Source organism: Streptomyces sp. NPDC039430, from assembly GCF_055639435.1.
Genome location: NZ_JBVKAK010000018.1, coordinates 18,205 through 35,186 on the forward strand (window position 1 = coordinate 18,205; position 16,982 = coordinate 35,186).

At 71.3% G+C, this 16,982-nt stretch carries 13 protein-coding genes; 4 read left to right on the top strand and 9 right to left on the bottom strand.

Annotated elements, in window-relative coordinates; all coding sequences use genetic code 11:
• Positions 1 to 113: 113 nt before the first annotated feature.
• Both ACZ7LS_RS31255 and ACZ7LS_RS31260 read right to left on the bottom strand, forming a co-directional pair.
• Entirely contained in the window at positions 114 to 1,037 is a 924-nt protein-coding gene (locus ACZ7LS_RS31255; RefSeq protein WP_382524543.1) for an RNA polymerase sigma-70 factor, read from the bottom strand.
• A 34-nt stretch (positions 1,038 to 1,071) separates the two neighbouring features.
• Complete coding sequence (locus ACZ7LS_RS31260; RefSeq protein ID WP_382668597.1) at positions 1,072 to 1,545, bottom strand: carboxymuconolactone decarboxylase family protein; 474 nt, start codon at positions 1,543 to 1,545, stop codon at positions 1,072 to 1,074.
• Between the two features lie 273 nt (positions 1,546 to 1,818).
• On the opposite strand from ACZ7LS_RS31260, the gene ACZ7LS_RS31265 reads away from it, so the two are divergent.
• Entirely contained in the window at positions 1,819 to 2,292 is a 474-nt protein-coding gene (locus tag ACZ7LS_RS31265; protein WP_385132949.1) for a hypothetical protein, read from the top strand.
• 142 nt (positions 2,293 to 2,434) lie between these two features.
• On the opposite strand, the gene ACZ7LS_RS31270 is transcribed toward ACZ7LS_RS31265, so the two are convergent.
• Positions 2,435 to 3,934, bottom strand: coding sequence for a CehA/McbA family metallohydrolase domain-containing protein (locus ACZ7LS_RS31270; RefSeq protein ID WP_385132946.1), 1,500 nt, complete (start codon positions 3,932 to 3,934; stop codon positions 2,435 to 2,437).
• Positions 3,935 to 4,312: 378 nt separating this feature from the next.
• On the opposite strand from ACZ7LS_RS31270, the gene ACZ7LS_RS31275 reads away from it, so the two are divergent.
• Complete coding sequence (locus tag ACZ7LS_RS31275; RefSeq protein ID WP_382524550.1) at positions 4,313 to 5,353, top strand: C40 family peptidase; 1,041 nt, start codon at positions 4,313 to 4,315, stop codon at positions 5,351 to 5,353.
• Positions 5,354 to 5,508: 155 nt separating this feature from the next.
• Here the strand turns inward: ACZ7LS_RS31275 and ACZ7LS_RS31280 are convergent, their stop codons facing one another.
• Together ACZ7LS_RS31280 and ACZ7LS_RS31285 are read right to left on the bottom strand one after the other, a co-directional pair.
• Positions 5,509 to 6,411: a M56 family metallopeptidase gene (locus ACZ7LS_RS31280; RefSeq protein ID WP_382668607.1), complete on the bottom strand. Its 903-nt coding sequence runs from the start codon at positions 6,409 to 6,411 to the stop codon at positions 5,509 to 5,511.
• Entirely contained in the window at positions 6,408 to 6,773 is a 366-nt protein-coding gene (locus tag ACZ7LS_RS31285) for a BlaI/MecI/CopY family transcriptional regulator (protein WP_129767620.1), read from the bottom strand. The genes ACZ7LS_RS31280 and ACZ7LS_RS31285 overlap by 4 nt, the downstream gene beginning before the upstream one ends.
• Before the next feature lie 190 nt (positions 6,774 to 6,963).
• Between ACZ7LS_RS31285 and ACZ7LS_RS31290 the strand changes: the two genes are divergently transcribed.
• A complete protein-coding gene (locus tag ACZ7LS_RS31290; RefSeq protein WP_385132987.1) occupies positions 6,964 to 7,152 on the top strand; it encodes a hypothetical protein in 189 nt (62 codons plus the stop codon).
• Between the two features lie 110 nt (positions 7,153 to 7,262).
• On the opposite strand, the gene ACZ7LS_RS31295 is transcribed toward ACZ7LS_RS31290, so the two are convergent.
• Together ACZ7LS_RS31295 and ACZ7LS_RS31300 are read right to left on the bottom strand one after the other, a co-directional pair.
• Entirely contained in the window at positions 7,263 to 9,587 is a 2,325-nt protein-coding gene (locus tag ACZ7LS_RS31295) for an FdhF/YdeP family oxidoreductase (protein WP_385132942.1), read from the bottom strand.
• Positions 9,588 to 9,732: 145 nt separating this feature from the next.
• Complete coding sequence (locus ACZ7LS_RS31300) at positions 9,733 to 10,260, bottom strand: SRPBCC family protein (RefSeq protein ID WP_382668613.1); 528 nt, start codon at positions 10,258 to 10,260, stop codon at positions 9,733 to 9,735.
• A gap of 170 nt (positions 10,261 to 10,430) precedes the next feature.
• On the opposite strand from ACZ7LS_RS31300, the gene ACZ7LS_RS31305 reads away from it, so the two are divergent.
• On the top strand, positions 10,431 to 13,196 hold the full coding sequence (locus ACZ7LS_RS31305) for an ABC transporter substrate-binding protein (RefSeq protein WP_385132939.1): 2,766 nt from the start codon (positions 10,431 to 10,433) through the stop codon (positions 13,194 to 13,196).
• Between the two features lie 65 nt (positions 13,197 to 13,261).
• On the opposite strand, the gene ACZ7LS_RS31310 is transcribed toward ACZ7LS_RS31305, so the two are convergent.
• Both ACZ7LS_RS31310 and ACZ7LS_RS31315 read right to left on the bottom strand, forming a co-directional pair.
• A complete protein-coding gene (locus ACZ7LS_RS31310; RefSeq protein WP_385132985.1) occupies positions 13,262 to 14,452 on the bottom strand; it encodes an SGNH/GDSL hydrolase family protein in 1,191 nt (396 codons plus the stop codon).
• Positions 14,453 to 14,535: 83 nt separating this feature from the next.
• Entirely contained in the window at positions 14,536 to 16,959 is a 2,424-nt protein-coding gene (locus tag ACZ7LS_RS31315; RefSeq protein WP_385132936.1) for a glycosyl hydrolase family 95 catalytic domain-containing protein, read from the bottom strand.
• Between the last annotated feature and the right edge of the window lie 23 nt (positions 16,960 to 16,982).

Sequence of the window (16,982 nt, forward strand, 5' to 3'; positions counted from 1 at the left end):
ATCCAACGAGCCCGCGCGGCACGGTCTGTGGAATGACCACTCGTCCCCGGCCTCGCGGCGATACGCTCGCGCGCGGGCCCGCCGCTCCGTCCCGAACAGCGGGACCCCCGAGGTCAGTTCGGCTGCCGGCGGACCCGCTTCACCTCGCGGTCGACCGCCCAGGCGTCGGCGACCGGCCCGAGGTGGCCGATCTTGTCGGGATTGATCACCGCCCGGACGGTCTGCACCTGTCCGTCGAGGACATCGAGGACCAGGACATGGAGCACCTTGCCGTCCCGGTCGCGGAAGATCGCCCCTGGCTGGCCGTTGATCTCGTGCGGCTCGCACGACACGTCGATCCGGATCAGCCAGGGGAAGACCGTGCCCAGCACCCGGGCCACGTTCTCCGCGCCCACGACGGCCTTGGCCAGCTGCGGGGCCTTCCCGCCGCCGTCCCCGACCATCCGCACATCGGCGGCCAGCAGCTCCCGCAGCCCGCCCACATCGCCGTCCCTGAGCGCGTCGAAGAACCGCGTCGCCAGCTCCCGCCGCTCCTGGCGGTCCGCCGCGAACCGGGGCCGTCCGGCCTCCATGTGCCGCCGTGCCCGCACCAGCAGCTGCCTGCACGCCGCCTCGGAACGCCCCACCGCCACGGCGATCTCGTCGAACCCGAAGGCGAACACCTCCCGCAGGACGAACACCGCGCGCTCCAGCGGGCTGAGCCGCTCCAGGAGCAGCAGCGCCGCCATCGACACCGAGTCGGCCAGCTCCACCGCCCGCGCCGGATCCTCGTACGGATCGCTCAGCAGCGGCTCGGGAAACCACGGCCCGACGTACTCCTCCCGCCGCACCCGCGCGGACCGCAGCACATCGATCGAGATCCGTGTCACCGCGGCCGACAGAAAGGCCTTGGCCGACGTGGGCCGGGTCGCCGAGCCGTCGAAGCGCAGCCAGGTCTCCTGCACCGCGTCCTCGGCCTCCCCCACACTGCCCAGGATCCGGTACGCGATCGAGAACAGCAGGGGCCGCAGCTCCGCGAACTCCTCGACCTTGCTCACGCCATGTCTCCTTCCCTCGAAGCGCCGATGCCGTTCAGTGGAGCTGCCCGGCCTGGTAGTCGCCGGCCGGCTGCCGCGTGATGATGTTCAGCCGGTTCACCGTGTTCATGAAGGAGACCAGGATCACCAGGGCGGTGAGCTGCGCCTCGTCGTAGTGCTCGGCGGCCGACGCCCACACTTCGTCGCTGACCCCACCGGCCGCGTCCGCGACGCGGGTGCCCTCCTCCGCCAGCTCCAGCGCGGCACGCTCGGCGCCGGTGAAGACGGTGGCCTCCCGCCAGGCCGCGACCAGGTTGAGCCGCGCCGAGGTCTCGCCGGCGGCCGCGGCCTCCTTGGTGTGCATGTCGAGGCAGACGGCGCAGCCGTTGATCTGACTCACGCGCAGCGCCACCAGTTCCTGGGTGGCGGCCGGCAGCGGCGAGTCCTTGAGCGCCTTGCCGATCGACATGAAGTGCTTGACGGTCCTGCCTGCGGTCGGGTCGGCCAGGTAGTTCAGTCGCGCGTCCATGGTGTGCTCCTCCGTGGTTCGTCGTTGGCTACACCCCTGAGACGAGGCAGCCCGGCCCCCTGTGACACGGACGCGTGTGACCCGCGTCTCCCGGCCCGCCGTACGGCGGCGCACGGCGGGCCGGAGGAGCGGCCCGCGCTGTCCGCCGGACCGTGTCCCGCGGCCCCGACGCGTGGCCGTAGCCAGGTGAGCGGATGGAGCGGGGGACACGACAAGCCCTTCGCGGGGCCGGGGAACGGGGATTGGTGTGGGGTCGGGCGTGGCGCGTACGGCATGGGTCCGGTGGACGGCGTGGACGGCGTGGACGGCGGGGGTGCCGGCCCTGGTGCTGCCGGCGGCCGGCCCGACGGTGACCTGTACCGGGCGCGGTTCGCCACCGCGACGGCCGTCAAGGCCTCGGCGCGACGGGGCTGCGAGGCCGCGAAGGGCGGGGCCGTCCGGTCGGTGCCCGTGGTCCGCGGCGATTCCACGTCGACGGCTTCGGCGGACGGCACCTGCGCGGGCCTGCCGTTCGGCCGCGACAAGCGGCTGGACGCGAACGCGCGCGGACAGCGGGCCGGTGCGCGCTGTCCCGGTCACTCCGGGCGGGCCCTGTTCACAGGAATCGTGCCGGTCGGGGCGGCCACCGTGTGGCTGCCGGGCGAGAAGGGCGAGGAGACCTTCGGGCTGCCCGCGTTCCGGGAATGCGCGGAGCGGTCGGCGAAGCGGCACGGCTGTACGGATCCGCGCCTGCCACCGGCCGGCTGAAGCGCCGTCGCGACGCACGTAACCGGTCCGGGCGCCCGTTCGGCGCGCCCGGACCGGCAGGCATCAGAAGGGCGCGTACAGCGCCGGAGGACGGGGCTCTACCCGCCTCGGCGCGGCATGCCGCCCCTGGCCGCCAGGGGGCTCAGCGGACCTGGACGAAGACCGGGTTCGAGTAGAACCACAGGTCGTCCCAGGGGCTCTCCTTCCCGTCGGCGAGCGGCTCGGCCTCGTCCGTGCTCGTGCCGCGCACACGGGCGTAGAGGTCGCCCTCCACGTTCCGCAGGGTGTGCCGGATGACGTAGTCCTTCCCCTGCTTGTGCCAGTCGCGGGGGCCGAAGCGGGCGACGACCTTCGTGGTCGGGTTGGTGTCCGTGTCGAGGCTGGGGCTCGGGCCGGTGATCTGACCCACGATCAGGTCGACACGCCGGACCTCGGGCCGGTCGCCGTTGGCGTTCTTGCCCTCCAGCGGCCGGAACCTGATCTCGATCTCGACATCGGTGCGGTTGCGGCTGCTCACGGTGAGAGTCTCGCCGACGGCGGCGTCGCGGCCGCGGTTGCTCGCGGTGAGGTCGAGACTGGTGATCAGATCGCCGGTCCCGACCCAGATCCGCCCGTTGCGCAGTCCGTCCATGATGTCGGCGTAGTCCTGCCGGGCCAGCACATGGGTCTTGCTGTACTCGCCCGGCCAGAAGTCCGAGCCGCCGCGCGTCCAGTGCACGTGCGAGTCCGACGTCGCGGTGATCCACCAGCGCCGGCCTTCGCCGAGCAGCGCGTCCCAGAGCCCGCCGACACGCGCCGTCATCTGGTCGAAGCCGCCGTGCGTGGGGTAGTTCCCGTAACCGCCGCGCGCGCCGCCGTTGAGCGGGCCGGCCTGGTGGCCGGGAGCGCCCTCGAAGCCGACGTAGATCTCCGGTGCGGCGTTGTTGCCGTTGCGGAACTCCCGCGGTGTGTCCTGCCCGTAGACGCCGAGACCGGTCGCCGAGCGCGAGGCGTGGTGGGCGATGACCAGAGGCTTGCGCCTCATGTCCTTCGCGGCCTTCAGGAACTCGATCATCTTGGGCTCGGTGTCACGGCCGCTGTCGGTGGGGAACGCGTCGAACTTGGCGAAGCGGCTCTCCAGCTCGAACAACTGCTGTGCCTCATGACGGTGGTGAGGGATCATCAGCGTGTGGTGGTCCAGAGCCGGTGCGTCGAACTCCATGCCCCAGAACTGCAGGACGCCGGGCACGAGTACACGTGAACGCAGCAGGTCGGGGTAGGCCTGCTCCAGGTTCACCTTCGAGTGCGTCGGCCCGCCGTGGTCCGTGCACATCACCCAGCTGAGGCCGAAGTGCTTGGCCATGATGGCGTTGGTGACGATCGGGTAGACGGCGTCGGCACCCTTGTGGAACGTAGGGGGGTTCGTCGAGGTGTCGAACTCGCCGCTGTACTCCGAGTGCACATGGTGATCACCGGCCCGCCACGCGCGGCGGGAGTCGCCCGGCTTCCCGTGCTCGCGCTCGTCATCGTCACTCGCCCACGCCTGACCGGCGCCCACCAGCGGGCTCGCGGCCGCCAGTGTCGCCCCGACGCCGGCGAACTTGACGAGTCGTCGCCGCGATAGCGCCGCGGACTCGGGATCTTCGCTGTTTCTGTCCTTCACGATGGAGCCTCTCGTTCAACAGCTCTGCGGGGGGCGATCACCGAGTCTCGGAGAGCAAACCGAACGTGGCGTGAACAACGGCCGGGAGTACGGCTAACAACGAACTCCCGGCCCCAAGGGCGGCCTCGCGGCTGGGCGGTGGGCGGGGGGAGCGCGCCAGGACGGCGCCCGGGTCCGTCCGGGTTCCGCCGCCGAGCGGGCGCGCCTGGTACTAAACCTTTAAGTGGATTAGTGTTCGGGTTCTGGCCTTCGTTCGGTCGATCACCCGCCGGGGGTGGCGGCGGAGGCGCCGCCGGATCCGCCATGCCCGGGTGGAGCCGGAGGACAGCTGCGTTTGTCCCTCCGGTGGCGGGCTGTGGAAGAAGGAGCTGGCCTCTCGTGGCGTCCCACCGTCGTCCCAAGCAGTCGAACCACACGTACGCGACCGTTCTTTCGGTGACAGCCGCGGCGGCCGTCGCGGTGTCGGCGCAGTCGGCCTCCGCCGACCCGCTGCCCGACCCGAACAAGAAGGGGGTGCAGGCGCAGATCGACCGCCTGTACGAGGAGGCGACCCAGGCCACCGAGAAGTACAACGGGGCGAAGGAGAAGGCCGACGGACTGCAGAAGCAGGTCGACGATTTCCAGGACGCCGCCGCCCGCAAGCAGGCGGACCTCAACGAGTTCCGTGACCACCTCGGCTCGGTGGCCACCGCGCAGTACCGCAGCGGCGGTCTCGACCCGTCGCTCCAGCTCTTCCTCTCGGCCGATCCCGACGCCTACCTGGACAAGGTGTCCGACCTCGACCGGCTCAGCGCCCAACAGGCGGGCATGCTGGAGCGGTTCCTGGGACAGCAGCGTGAACTGAGCCAGCAGCGCAGCCAGGCCGCCGCCAAGCTCCAGGACCTCAAGGACACCCGTAAGGAACTCGGCAGCAAGAAGAAGACGATCCAGGGCAAGCTGGCGGAGGCGCAGAGGCTCCTGAACACACTGACGGCCGAGGAACGGGACAAGCGGGAAGCCGAGCAGGACCGGGCCAACCGGTCGAGCGACCGGGTCGACCTCGGCAACGAGGCCAGCGCGTCCCAGCGGACCGCCTCCGCGTTCAGCGCGGCCAAGAGCCGCGTCGGTCTGCCCTACGTCTGGGGAGCGGCCGGGCCGAACTCCTTCGACTGTTCCGGGCTGACGTCGTGGGCGTTCCGTCAGGCGGGGGTGTCCATACCCCGTACCTCCCAGGCCCAGGCCAACGCCGGCACGCGCATCAACTCGCTGAGCGCGCTCAAGCCGGGCGATCTCATCATCATGCGCACCGACCTGAGCCATGTGGGCTTCTACGCGGGCAACGGCCAGATCCTGCATTCACCCAAGCCGGGGGCCCAGGTGCGGTACGAGTCGATCGCGCGGAGCGGCATGCCGTTCATGTGGGGCGTACGCATCAGCTGAGAGCCCCGCCGTGTGAGGGCCCCCGGCCGCGTGGGAGGCCCGCCGCCCCCCCGCCTCACGGCGGCGGACCGTACGGGAGCCGGGCCCACGCCGCCCGCCCGCGAGTTCCAGGCCCGCGTGTTCCGCCAGGCCCGCGCGTTCCCGGCCCGCGAGCCTCAGGCCAGTCCGGGAGGGCACGCGACGAGAAGGGGCAGCAGCGGTGTCATGACGGCGGTCGCGGCCATGACACCGCGGAGCGCCGGGTGGGCACACCGCTTCGGCGCCAGGATCCGCCGCAGCCGCACCAGCGCCGTGGGGCCGCCCGCGGACAGCGTGCCCCGAGGGGCGGCGCTCCCTGACGCCAATTCGACCATGGCGGTGGCCAGCACCCCGTGCGGGTAGCGGCGCAGAGCCCGGTCGTCGGCGGCCATCTCCAGCAGGAGCGGTATCTGCTCACGCAGATGCCGGGCCAGCGGCAGTCCGCGAAAGACCGCCGCGAAGGACTGGGCCGCGACGAGCACCAGATGGTGGCGGCAGGCGATATGAGCCCGTTCGTGTTCCACCACCGCGCCCAGTTGCGCCGGGGAGAGCAGCTCGACAGCCCCCGTGCTCAGGACGATCCTGGGGCGCCGGCCCGGCAGGCAGTAGGCGGCCGGTACGCCGTGCTCGATCACCGTGGCGCGCAGCCCCGCCGACGGGCGGCCGACCTTGTCCAGGATCCTGCGGTGACCGTTGCGTGCCCCGCGTGCGCGCGACGCGTGGAAGACGAAGCTCGCCGCGAGGGCGGCCACCACCGTCGCCGAGGCCGCGACGCCGAGGCGCTCCACCGTGCTCGCGCCGGGGGAGTCGATCCCCAAGGCCACCCGGCACGAGTAGAGAATGCCGTGCAGATGCGCCGTCGGCGTGGCGAGATGGAGAGCGACGAGGGCGACGCACAGGGAGAAGGAGACCGCGAACGCGGTCCACACCGTCGCGGCGAGCGCGGGGGACCGGTGTGTCCAGCCGCTCCGCAGCATCACACGCGGGGCGACCCAGCCGACAGCGGCCGCGTAGCCGATGAGGGCGGGAGCGGCGTTCATTCGGCGGGACGGCCGACGGTCCTGAGCGCCTCGCGCAGCGCGGCCACTTCCTCGTCGGTCATCCGCTCGACGAAGTACGCGAGAGCGGCCGGCCGGTCCTGGCTGGCCCCCAGCGCGTCCTCCATGAGAGCCGCGGAGTACGCCTCCCGGCTGCGCACCGGCGTGTAGAGCCAGGCACGGCCCTGCTTCTCGCGGGTCAGCCACCCCTTGTTGTAGAGGATCGTGGCCACGGTCATCACGGTCGAATAGGCGGCCGGGCGGCGTGTGTTGATGTCGTCGACGACCTCGCGGACCGTGGCGGGTCTGTCCCACTTCCACAGGCAGTCCAAGATCTCGGCCTCCAGCTCCCCCAGCCACCGCATGCCCCGTGTCCTCTCCGCCACCGCCTTCGTGCCACCGTGCCAACGGACATGGTAGACGTCGTCGATCGGCGTCGGAGACGTACAGGACCCGGCATCGGTGCCGGACCGCGGCAGAGCGCGGCCGGGATCTGCGCGCCGGCCGCGAACTGAGAGGATGACGCGGACCGCAACAGAAGGTAGGGGGATGAACATGCTCGTGCTCGTCTTGTCCGGTGTCCTCGTGCTCGCCGTCGGAGGGTGCGTCTGTGTCGTGTGGGCGGCCCGGGGCGGCCCCCGCTGGGTGCGCGTGGTGGCGGCCTCGACCCGGGCGGCGGGTGAACTCGTGAGCCGGGCGGGGCGTACGAACCGGACGAACCGGAGCACGAGCGCGGACGAATAGGCCCTGTCAGAGCCCCTGCCCGACCGGAGTATCGAGGCCATGGCGCGCTCCCGGGTCCTCGGGCACCCTTGACCGACGACCCGGCCGCGGGGCAACGTCGTGCCCGGCGTTCACGCCGATGAACGGGGCGCCGCCGCCTGGTGGGGAGAGGGTTCGAGGCGGACCACGACCCCTTTGGACGTGGGGGTGTTGCTGATCTCCGCGACGCTGTCCAGGGGCACCAGCACATTCGTCTCCGGGTAGTACGCGGCGGCGCACCCCCGTGCCGTCGGGTACGCGACGAGGCGGAACCCGTCCGCGCGGCGCTCGACACTGTCGTGCCACACCCCGACGAGATCGACCTGGGCGCCGTCGGTGAGCCCGAGTGCCCGGATGTCGGCCGGGTTGACGAGCACGACGCGTCTGGATCCGTGGATTCCGCGATAACGGTCGTTCAGCGTGTACGGGACGGTGTTCCACTGGTCGTGGGAGCGCAGGGTCTGCAGGAGCAGATGCCCGTCGGGGACGTGCGGCATCTGGAACTCGTTCGAGGTGAAGATCGCCTTGCCGCTCGGGGTCGGGAACACCCCTTCGTTCACCGGGTTGGGGAGTACGAACCCGCCGGGCCTGACCACGCGCTCGTTGAAGTTCTCGAAGCCCGGCACGACGCGCGCGATCCGCTGCCGGATGAGGTGGTAGTCCGCCTCGAACCCGGCCCAGGGCACGTCCACCGTGCCGCCGAGGGTGCGGCGGGCGAGCTGGCTCAGGATGGCCACCTCGCTGAGCAGTGTGCTGGAGGCGGGTTCGAGGTGCCCGTACGAGGCGTGCACCTGGCTCATCGAGTCCTCGACGGTGACGAACTGCTCGCCGCCCGCCTGCCTGTCCTTCTCGCTGCGGCCCAGGGTCGGGAGGATGAGCGCGATCTCCCCGCAGACCGTGTGCGAGCGGTTCAGCTTGGTCGAGATGTGCGCCGTGAGCCGGCACCTGCGCATCGCGCGTTCCGTGACCGCGCTGTCGGGCGTCGCCCGTACGAAGTTGCCCGCGAGGCCGAGAAAGAGCTTGGCGCGGCCGTCGAGCATGGCCCGGATGGAATTCACCGTGTCCCAGCCGTGCTTGGCCGGCGGGGTGAACGAGAACTCGCGGCCCAGCGCGTCCATGAACTCCTTCGGCATCCGCTCCCAGATGCCCATGGTGCGGTCTCCCTGGACATTGCTGTGCCCGCGCACCGGGCACACTCCGGCGCGGGGGGTCCCGATGTTCCCGCGCAGCATCAGGAAATTGACGATCTCCCGGATCGTGGGAACGCCGTGCTTCTGCTGGGTCAGGCCCATCGCCCAGCAGACGACGATCCGTTCACTGCCCAGTACCAGGTCGCGCAGCTCCTCGATCTCCGCGCGCGCCAGGCCGGTGGCCGTGTGGACGTCCTTCCACGACAGCTGCCGGAGATGAGCGGCGAACTCGGCGAAGCCGCTGGTGTGGTTCTCGATGAACTCGTGGTCGAGCACCGTGCCCGGACGGGCGTCCTCGGCTTCGAGCAGCAGCAGGTTCAGCGCCTGGAAGAGGGCGAGGTCGCCACCGATCCGGATGTGGAGGAACTGATCGGCGATCTGGGTGCCCCGGCCGACCACCCCGCGCGGCCGCTGCGGGTACTTGAACCGGATCAGACCGGCCTCGTACAGCGGATTCACCGCGACGATACGCCCGCCGTTGCGCTTGGTCTCCTCCAGCGCGGTGAGCATGCGCGGATGATTGCTGCCCGGATTCTGGCCCACCAGGAACACCAGGTCCGAGTGGTGGATGTCCCGGAGGCTCACATCCCCCTTGCCGATGCCCAGGGTCTCCTTCAGCGCGGCACCGCTCGACTCATGGCACATATTGGAACAGTCGGGCAGATTGTTGGTACCGAAGGCGCGCGCGAACAACTGGAGGACGAACGCCGCCTCGTTGCCGGCCCTCCCCGAGGTGTAGAACACGGCCTCGTCCGGGGAGTTCAGCCGGCGCAGCTCCTCGGCGAGCAGATTCAGCGCCTCGTTCCACGTCAGCGGTTCGTAGTGGTCGGAACCGACGCGCTTCACCATGGGCTCGGTGAGCCGGCCCTGCTGGTTGAGCCACTGATCCGACTTCCCGGCCAGCTCACTGATCGGATACCGCTCGAAGAACTCGGCGGTGATCCGGCGCGACGTGGCCTCGTCGTTGACGTGCTTGGCGCCGTTCTCGCAGTACTCGTTCCGCTTACGGTGCCCCGGCCCGGGATCCGGCCACGCGCAGCCCGGACAGTCGAACCCCTGGGTCTGGTTGATGTTCAGCAGCGTCAGGGCGGTGCGCCGGGGCGAGGTCTGCTCCAGCGAGTACTCCATCGCGTGCACCACCGCGGGTACACCCGTCGCCCAGGTCTTCGGCGGTGTGATGCGCGGCTTGTCACCGCCGGGGTCGTCGGCCGGTGGTTTCCTCGACACAAGTCTCAGCCTTTCGCTCGGTACGCACATCAGGTCCGCGCGCCTCAGGTCCGCGCGCACATCAGGTCAACGCCGACATCAGGTCAACGCCGACATCAGGCGCGCACGCACATCGGACACACGCGCACAACAGGTCCCCGCACGCTCAGCCCGTGGGCCAGGTGGGAACCCGCGGCGCCTCATCGGCGGGATCCGGCCGTACCCGGCCGGACCTGATCTCGCCCCGCCAGCCGCCGGTCTCCCGGCCGTGCCCCTCGATGAACTCCTTGAAGGACTCCATCCCCCGGTGGACCCGGCCCCGCGCGAGGTGGAGGGCGCTTCCGGTCTTCTCGATCACTCCGCCCGCTTCGAGGTCCAGCCGCAGGCTGACCCGCGTACGGTCGGGGCCGAGGGATTCGAAGGTGACGGTGCCCTCGTGCCGGGGCTCGGTCAGCGTGCGCCAGGTCAGACACTCGTCGGGCCGCTGCTCCACGATCTCCACATCGAACTCATGCGTGAGCGCGCCGGTACGGGTGACCCAGTGCGCCAGCGTGCGCTGGGGCTGATCGATGCGCTCCACCCCTTCCAGGAAGCGGGGGAAGGTCTCGAACTGCGTCCACTGGTTGTAGGCGACCCGGATGGGGACATCGACGTCGATCGACTTCTCGATCATGTTCATAGTGGCCTTTTCCATGAGGTTTTTCCATTAGATAACGGGAGATATCGGCACGCATGTCGTCAGCGGCACCAGACCGGGACGCGACCCGGCCGTGGCCCGGCCGCGCCGTCCGGCGCGGCGGCCTTGCGCCGAGCGGCTCGGGCGAATAGACCCTTGTTCCTCAGGGGGAACGAGGGGGCCCGTTCATGACCGCAGGGGATCCGCACAGCCGTATTCCGGCATATCCGGGCGTGGAACGATTCGTCGACGCGTTCGACAAACTGGTGGTGCAGTCGCGGCGCAGCCGCAGCAGGGTGCCGGTCGTCCTGCTCAGCGAGCCGGGCGGCGGTGACGCGGGCCGCCGGATCGTGGCGGGACTCCGCTCACGGATGCGCGGCCGCAGCGAGGTGCTGGCCCCGCACGCGTACATCCCGCGGATCCCGGACGGCGCCGACCGGCCGCCGCTCGAACTCTTCGAGCATCTGACCCTCCAGCTCGCCGAGACCATGCCGCCCGGCACCGGTGAACTCCGGCCGCACAGCTACCGGTTGCTGCGCTCCGTCGTCACCGCACCGGCCATCGAGGGGCTCATGGAGCGCCGCCACGCCGAACTGCGCAACCACTGCTACGCGGAACACCGCAACTGGTCCCGCACCGCGCAGAGCCTGTGGTGGCTCGGCGGCCGCGACCAGGCCAGCGGCGGCACACTGCTCGAACTGTTGTGGAACTTCATCGCGGGCCCGCTCTTCCAGCGGCTGCCGCGCGCCGTCTTCGGCTGGCGCGCCAACCGCCGCATGCTCGGGCGGGCCCGCAGCCGCAGCTGGTACGCGGAGTGGGTGCGCCGCCAGCACGGCAGCCCGCCCACCGACTTCTTCCGCTCCGCGCTCGACCTCGTGCACGGCGAGCCCGCCCAGGAGCCGGAGCGTATGGACCGGGTACTCATGCACGCCCTGCTCGCCGACCTCGACCAGGCGTGCCGGGCCCGTCTCCTCAACCCCTGGCGGCGGCGCCGCACCTCCCGGTTCGTGCTCCTCTTCGACGAGGCCGGGCCGGCCGACTCGCGCGCCCAGCGCTTTCTGCGTGAACTGCGCTCCGCCATGGAGGACTTGCGCTGCACCTCGGTCTTCGCGGTGGCGGGCGGCGTACGCTCGCTGGCCTCGCGCATCCCCGACATCGACGCGACGGGGCTCGCGCACGCCGGTGCCGAGCTGATCAATATCGAGCGGCGCGGGATGACGCCGGGGCAGCCGACCGGCATCGTCGTGCCGGTGGAGGAGGGGCCGGAGGACGACCAGGCCGCGGTGTACTGGCTCGGCCGCTGGCCCACCCTGGTCACACCGTCCCCCCGCTGGGGGCCGGGCGCGGAGGTGGCGGGGGTGCTGGGCATCGGGGCGCTCGCGCTGACACTGGCGGCCGGTCTCGTCCTCGTACCGGACTTCGCGAGCCGCGGGGCGGACGACCCCTGCCAGGGCTCCACCTTCCTCGGCGCGGACGGGCAGTGTGTCGGCGTCGCGGACGGCGCGTCCGGCTTCGGCGGAGCCCCCGGCGAGCAGGCCGTACAGGCCGTGCTCCAGCAGATCGAGCGGCAGAACGAGGAGGTCGACTCGGCGCTCGCGGGCCGGCCCGCCGGCGATCCGCGCCCCGGTCGCCGTACCGTCGTCTACTTCGGCCCGCTCACCGGCGGCGAGGACGCCGAGGACCCGGTGCGCGGCGGCACCCTGGCGGAGCTGCGCGGCATCGCGCTGGCGCAGCGCCACATCAACACCCTGGCGCTGCGGTCCGGCGAGCGCGTCCCGCTGCGGGTGCTCGCCGCCAACGCGGGCGACCGCTTCAAGGACGCCCCCGCCGTCGCCGACCGGATCGCGGAACTCGCCGCGCGTGATCCGTCCATCGCGGGCGTGGTGGGCTTCGGGCAGAGCCGCCGCAACACGTACGACGCGATGCGTACCCTCGACGCGGCCGGCATCCCGATGGTCGGCACCTCCGGCACCGCCGACGAACTGCTCCGCCAGGGCGAGCACTACTACCAGACGGCCCCCACCGACGCGCGGGCCGCGGAGCTGATGGCGGCGTTCGCCTCGCACGCCGGGATGACCGCGGACGGACTCACCGTACGTGGGGTGGTGCTCGTCGCCGACGCCACCGACGCCTACAGCAACAGTCTCGCCGCGTCCTTCCGCGCCTCGTACGGGCCCGGCCGCACCGACGTACTTCTCTACACCCCCACCGACGCGCCGGAGCCCGGAGCGGTGCCCGGCGCGCTGGGCGGCCGGTCCGTACCCACCGTGGAGGACCTGGCCCGCGAGGTCTGCCGGTCCGTGCGGGAAGAGCCGAGGACCGCGGTGGTGTGGTCGGCGCGGGGCAGCCAGTTACCGCTGTTCCTCACCGAGATCGCCCGGCTCTCCGGCGACTGCCCGGAGATCAGTGTGCTCGGCGGCGACGATGTCACCACCGCGCTGACGGAGGACCGGCGCCTCCTGGACGACTTCAAGGGCCTCACCCTCTTCTACGCCTCGCACGGCTACGCCCCCGCGCAGGCGGAACGGAGCCCGGAGGCCGCCGCCTTCCTCACCGCGTACGACCGTGCGTACGGCCGCGACCGCGGCGCCGCGACGTGGGCCATGCGCGGGGACGGTCATGTCGCCCTCGCCTGGGACGCGTTGCGCTATCTCGCCGAAGGCGTCGACCAGGCCTGGCGGACCACCGGCGGACGTGACGACCGGCTGGACCGCACACTGCTGCAAGGCGTGCTCTACCAGGGCCTGGGCGACGGCGGCTTCGACGGGGCCACCGGCAGGATCGACGCCCATGGCGCGGCGGGCGGGGGACGGCTGACGGACGACAAACTGCTCGCGGTGTTGCGCGGCACCGACGACGAGCCGGTGACCGAACTGCTGTGCGGCACGGTGGCACGCGGCGACCGGCGCACGACCTGGGGGCCGGTCACGGGCAAGGAGCACCCCTGCCCGTGACCGCCCCCGGCCCGTATCCGGCCCCCGCTCGTCGCCCAGGTCCCTCGTGACCGCCGTCCCGCGGCTCAGCGAGCGCAGTGCAGAGCGGACAGATCGACGGCGTCGGCCATCGCCTGCATCCCCTTGTCGTTGGGGTGGAGATGGTCGCCGCCGTCGAAGAACGGCAGGATCCGCTGCTGGTCGTAGGGATTTCGCGTGATCCTGTCGAAGTCCGTCACGGCGTCGAACGCACCGCTGTTCCTGATCCAGTCGTTGACACCCTGGCGTACGGCCTCGCCCTCGGTGTCGTACTCGTACCAGCCCTTGAACGGCATGACCGTCGCCCCGACGACACACTTCCCCGCCGCGTGCACCCGGTCGATGATCCGCCGGTATCCGGCGATCAGATCGTCCACCGTGACACCGGAGTGCGCCTTGATGTCATTGATGCCCTCGAACAGGAAGACCGTGCCGACCCCGGGCTGGGAGAGCACATCACGCTCCAGCCGGTTCAGCGCCGACTCCCCGGCCCCGTCCGCGAGCACCTTGTTGCCCGAGATGCCCTCGTTCGCGACCCCCTTCACGGTGCTGCCGGGCGCGGCCAGGAGCCGCTGGGACAGATAGTCGGGCCAGCGGCGGTTCCGGTCCGTGGAGGAGGCCCATCCATCGGTGATGGAATCCCCGAGCGTCACCACCGCGCGGGTCTTCGCGGATGTCTCCACACTGACGGCGTCCAGCCAGTACCAGGAGCCCGTCGGATCGGTCCAGTTGGCCGCGCCCTCCTCCGCGGTGTGATCGCCGGCGGCGGCGTAGTTGGTCTGCATGGCCATGCCGTGACCGGTCGTCGGCCCCCGCGCACCCGTCACATACAGACTGACGGCCAGATCGCTTCCGGCGGCCAGCCTCCCGGGCAGGGGATCGCTGAGCACGGTCTCACCGGCCGGTACGGTGACGGACGCGGCCCCGCCGAACGTCAGCCGCCGGTTGGAGCCGCGGATCAGCTCGGCCCCCTGCTTCCGCAGCCCCGCGTAGGCGCTCGCGAAGGTGACCGGGTGGTCGCCGAAGGCGTTGGTGAGCCGGACGCGCGGGTCCGTACCGCCCACGCTGGTGCGTACGATCAGCCGGTAACCGCGGTCGGCGGGGCCGGCGCCCTGCCGCTCCGCGCTCGCGCCCCAGGTGACCACGGTGTGCGTGCGCCCTCCGGCGGCCTGCGCGGCCTGTGCCGACTGCGCGGCCCGCGCCGCGGGAACGGCGGTCGGCGCGCCGCAGACCGCCATGACCAGCGCGCACACGACACCCACCGCGCGGCGCCCGGACGCGGACCGTACCCACCGGCCCCCCGGACGCGCCGCGGCGGCCCTCATCCGAGGTTCCGCAGGGTGACGGACTCACCGGGCTTGAGGCTGATCCCGCGCGTCGTGCCACCGGCGGCGACGGTCGTGCGACGGCCGCCCACGCTCTTCAGCGTCGCGCGGGTGACCTTGCCGTTCTGCCAGCTGACGTCGGCGACGAAGCCGCCCCGGACACCCACACCGGACACCGAACCGGAGGCCGCCCAGGCGGCGGGCAGCGCGGGCAGCAGCTCGATGTGCCCCGGCCGCGAGTAGACCAGCATCTCGATGATCGAGGCGGCGGTGCCGAAGTTGGCGTCGATCTGGAAGATGCCACGCCCCTGCTCGACCTCGTAGATGTCGAAGAGGTTCATCGCGCTGCCGTTGCTGCCGTTGGCCGACGGCCTCAGATTGGTGACGACGAGCCGGTACGCCTTCTCGGCGTCCTTCAGCCGCGCCCAGCACAGGCCGCGCCAGGCGTTGGCCCAGCCGAAGCTGTTCATGCCGCGCGCGTCGAGAAGGGCCGTCGCGCCGTCGACGATGTCCTTCGGAGTCGATCCGTCGGGGCGGATCCTGTCGCCGGGGAAGAGCCCGATGAGCGGCGAGAGATGGCGGTGTGTGGTCTCGCCGAGGTTGTCGGGCGACATCCACTCCTGGAGCCAGCCCGTCTTCGGGCTGACCTCGGGCAGGTACAGCCGCTCCCGCAGCCGGTCGACGGTCCTGCCGTAGCCGGTGTCCCGGCCGAGCGTCTCGGTCGCGGCGCGGTAGTTGCCGAAGAGGTTCCACACCACTTCTTGCGCGTAGGTGAGGCCCTTGGCGTCCTGCGGACCGTGCTCGGGCGACCAGTCGCTGTCGGCTATCAGGACCTCGCGCGAGGCTCCGGACGCGTCGGTGACGGTCGTGGTGAGCAGGCGGGCCTCCCAGAACTCCACGGCGCCCTTGAGGAGGGGGTAGATCTTGCCGAGATACGCGCGGTCCTGGGTGTACTCGTAGTGTTCGTAGAGGTTCTGGCAGAGCCAGGCGTTGCCGGCCGGATGCCACCACCAGCCGCTGCCGCCATAGGGGTTGGTGGAGAAGGCCACCGTCCAGCCGGCGATCTTGCCACTGGAGTTGCGGAACCTGTTGGCCGGGTCGTTGAACAGCCGCTGGGTGACATCCGTCCAGGCGGGCAGCTGCGCGAGGCAGTAGTCGGCGAAGGCGTCGAAGCAGTCGGACAGCCCCGCCCGGTCGGCCAGCCAGTAGTTCATCTGGACGTTGATGTCGGTGTGGTAGTCGCCCATCCAGTCCGGGTCGTTGCCGTCCAGCCACAGGCCCTGGAGGTTGAGCGGCAGGCTGCCCCGTGATCCGGAGATCATCAGATAGCGGCCGAACTGGAGGTAGGCGGCTTCGAGTTCCGGGTCGGGGACGTTGTCCCGGTCGCGTGCCCGTACCCGCTCCCAGGTGTCGAGTTCGCGCTGTGCGGCGGACGAGGCGCCGAGGTCGATGCCGAGCTGTCCGAACACCGCGCGGAAGTCGGCGACATGGGTACGCAGCAGGCTGTTCGCCGAGTGGCCCGCCGCGTCGAGGACCTTGGTCCTGGCCAGCCGCTCCGGTTCCAGGGACGGGTCGCGGAAGCCGGCGGCGGCGTCGGGCGCGTAGTTGGTGCCACCGCTGACGACGACGGTGAGGTCCTGGCAGCCGCTGAAGGTGATCGACGTACCGCGGACCCGGACCGTGCCGGTGGCGCTGTGGGCGGTGACGGCCGCGCCGTACTTCAGGCCATTGGCGAAGGAGTCGCCGAACGACGCGTAGCGGCGGGCGCTGTTGGCGGTGGTGGACTCGCCGTGTGTGCCGGCGAGGGAGAGGGTGCCGGTGTACGCGCCGCCGCCGTGCTGGGAGAAGTGCAGGACGATGGCGTCGTCGGGACGGCTGGCGAAGATCTGCCGCCGGTAGGTGACACCGGCGAGTTCGTACGAGGTGGTGACCAGCCCCTGGGCCAGGTCGAGGGTGCGGCGGTAGTCGTGCACGCGGCCCAGGTCATGGTCCGGGAGGGCGACGGTGAGCTCGGCGAGCAGGGTGAACGAGCCGAAGTCGTCGCGGCCGTAAGGGAATTGGCCGTCGCTCTGGAGGGTGTCGTTGAGGCCGCCGGTCCACAGGGTGGCGTCGGTGATCAGCAGGAGCTCGGCGGCGGGATCGTTGCTCGCGAGCGCCCCGAGGCGCCCGTTCCCGACCGGCAGCCCCTGCTCGATCATCGAGCCGGCGGAGCCGGGAGCCTGCCACCACAGCTGGTTCCTCGCGGCGTCGGCCGGGGACAGCAGGGGCGACTCGGTGGGACGGAGCGGGGCGGCCGAGGCGGAGAAGGCGGGCAGGGCACCGAGCGCGGTGGCCGCGCCGGCGGCGGTGAGCGCGAGGAAGCCTCTGCGGCTGGGGCGGTGGTCGTCGGGGGAGGGGGTGTGCGTGTGCGGGATGTCCACGGGTGTGCACTCCATATCCGGGG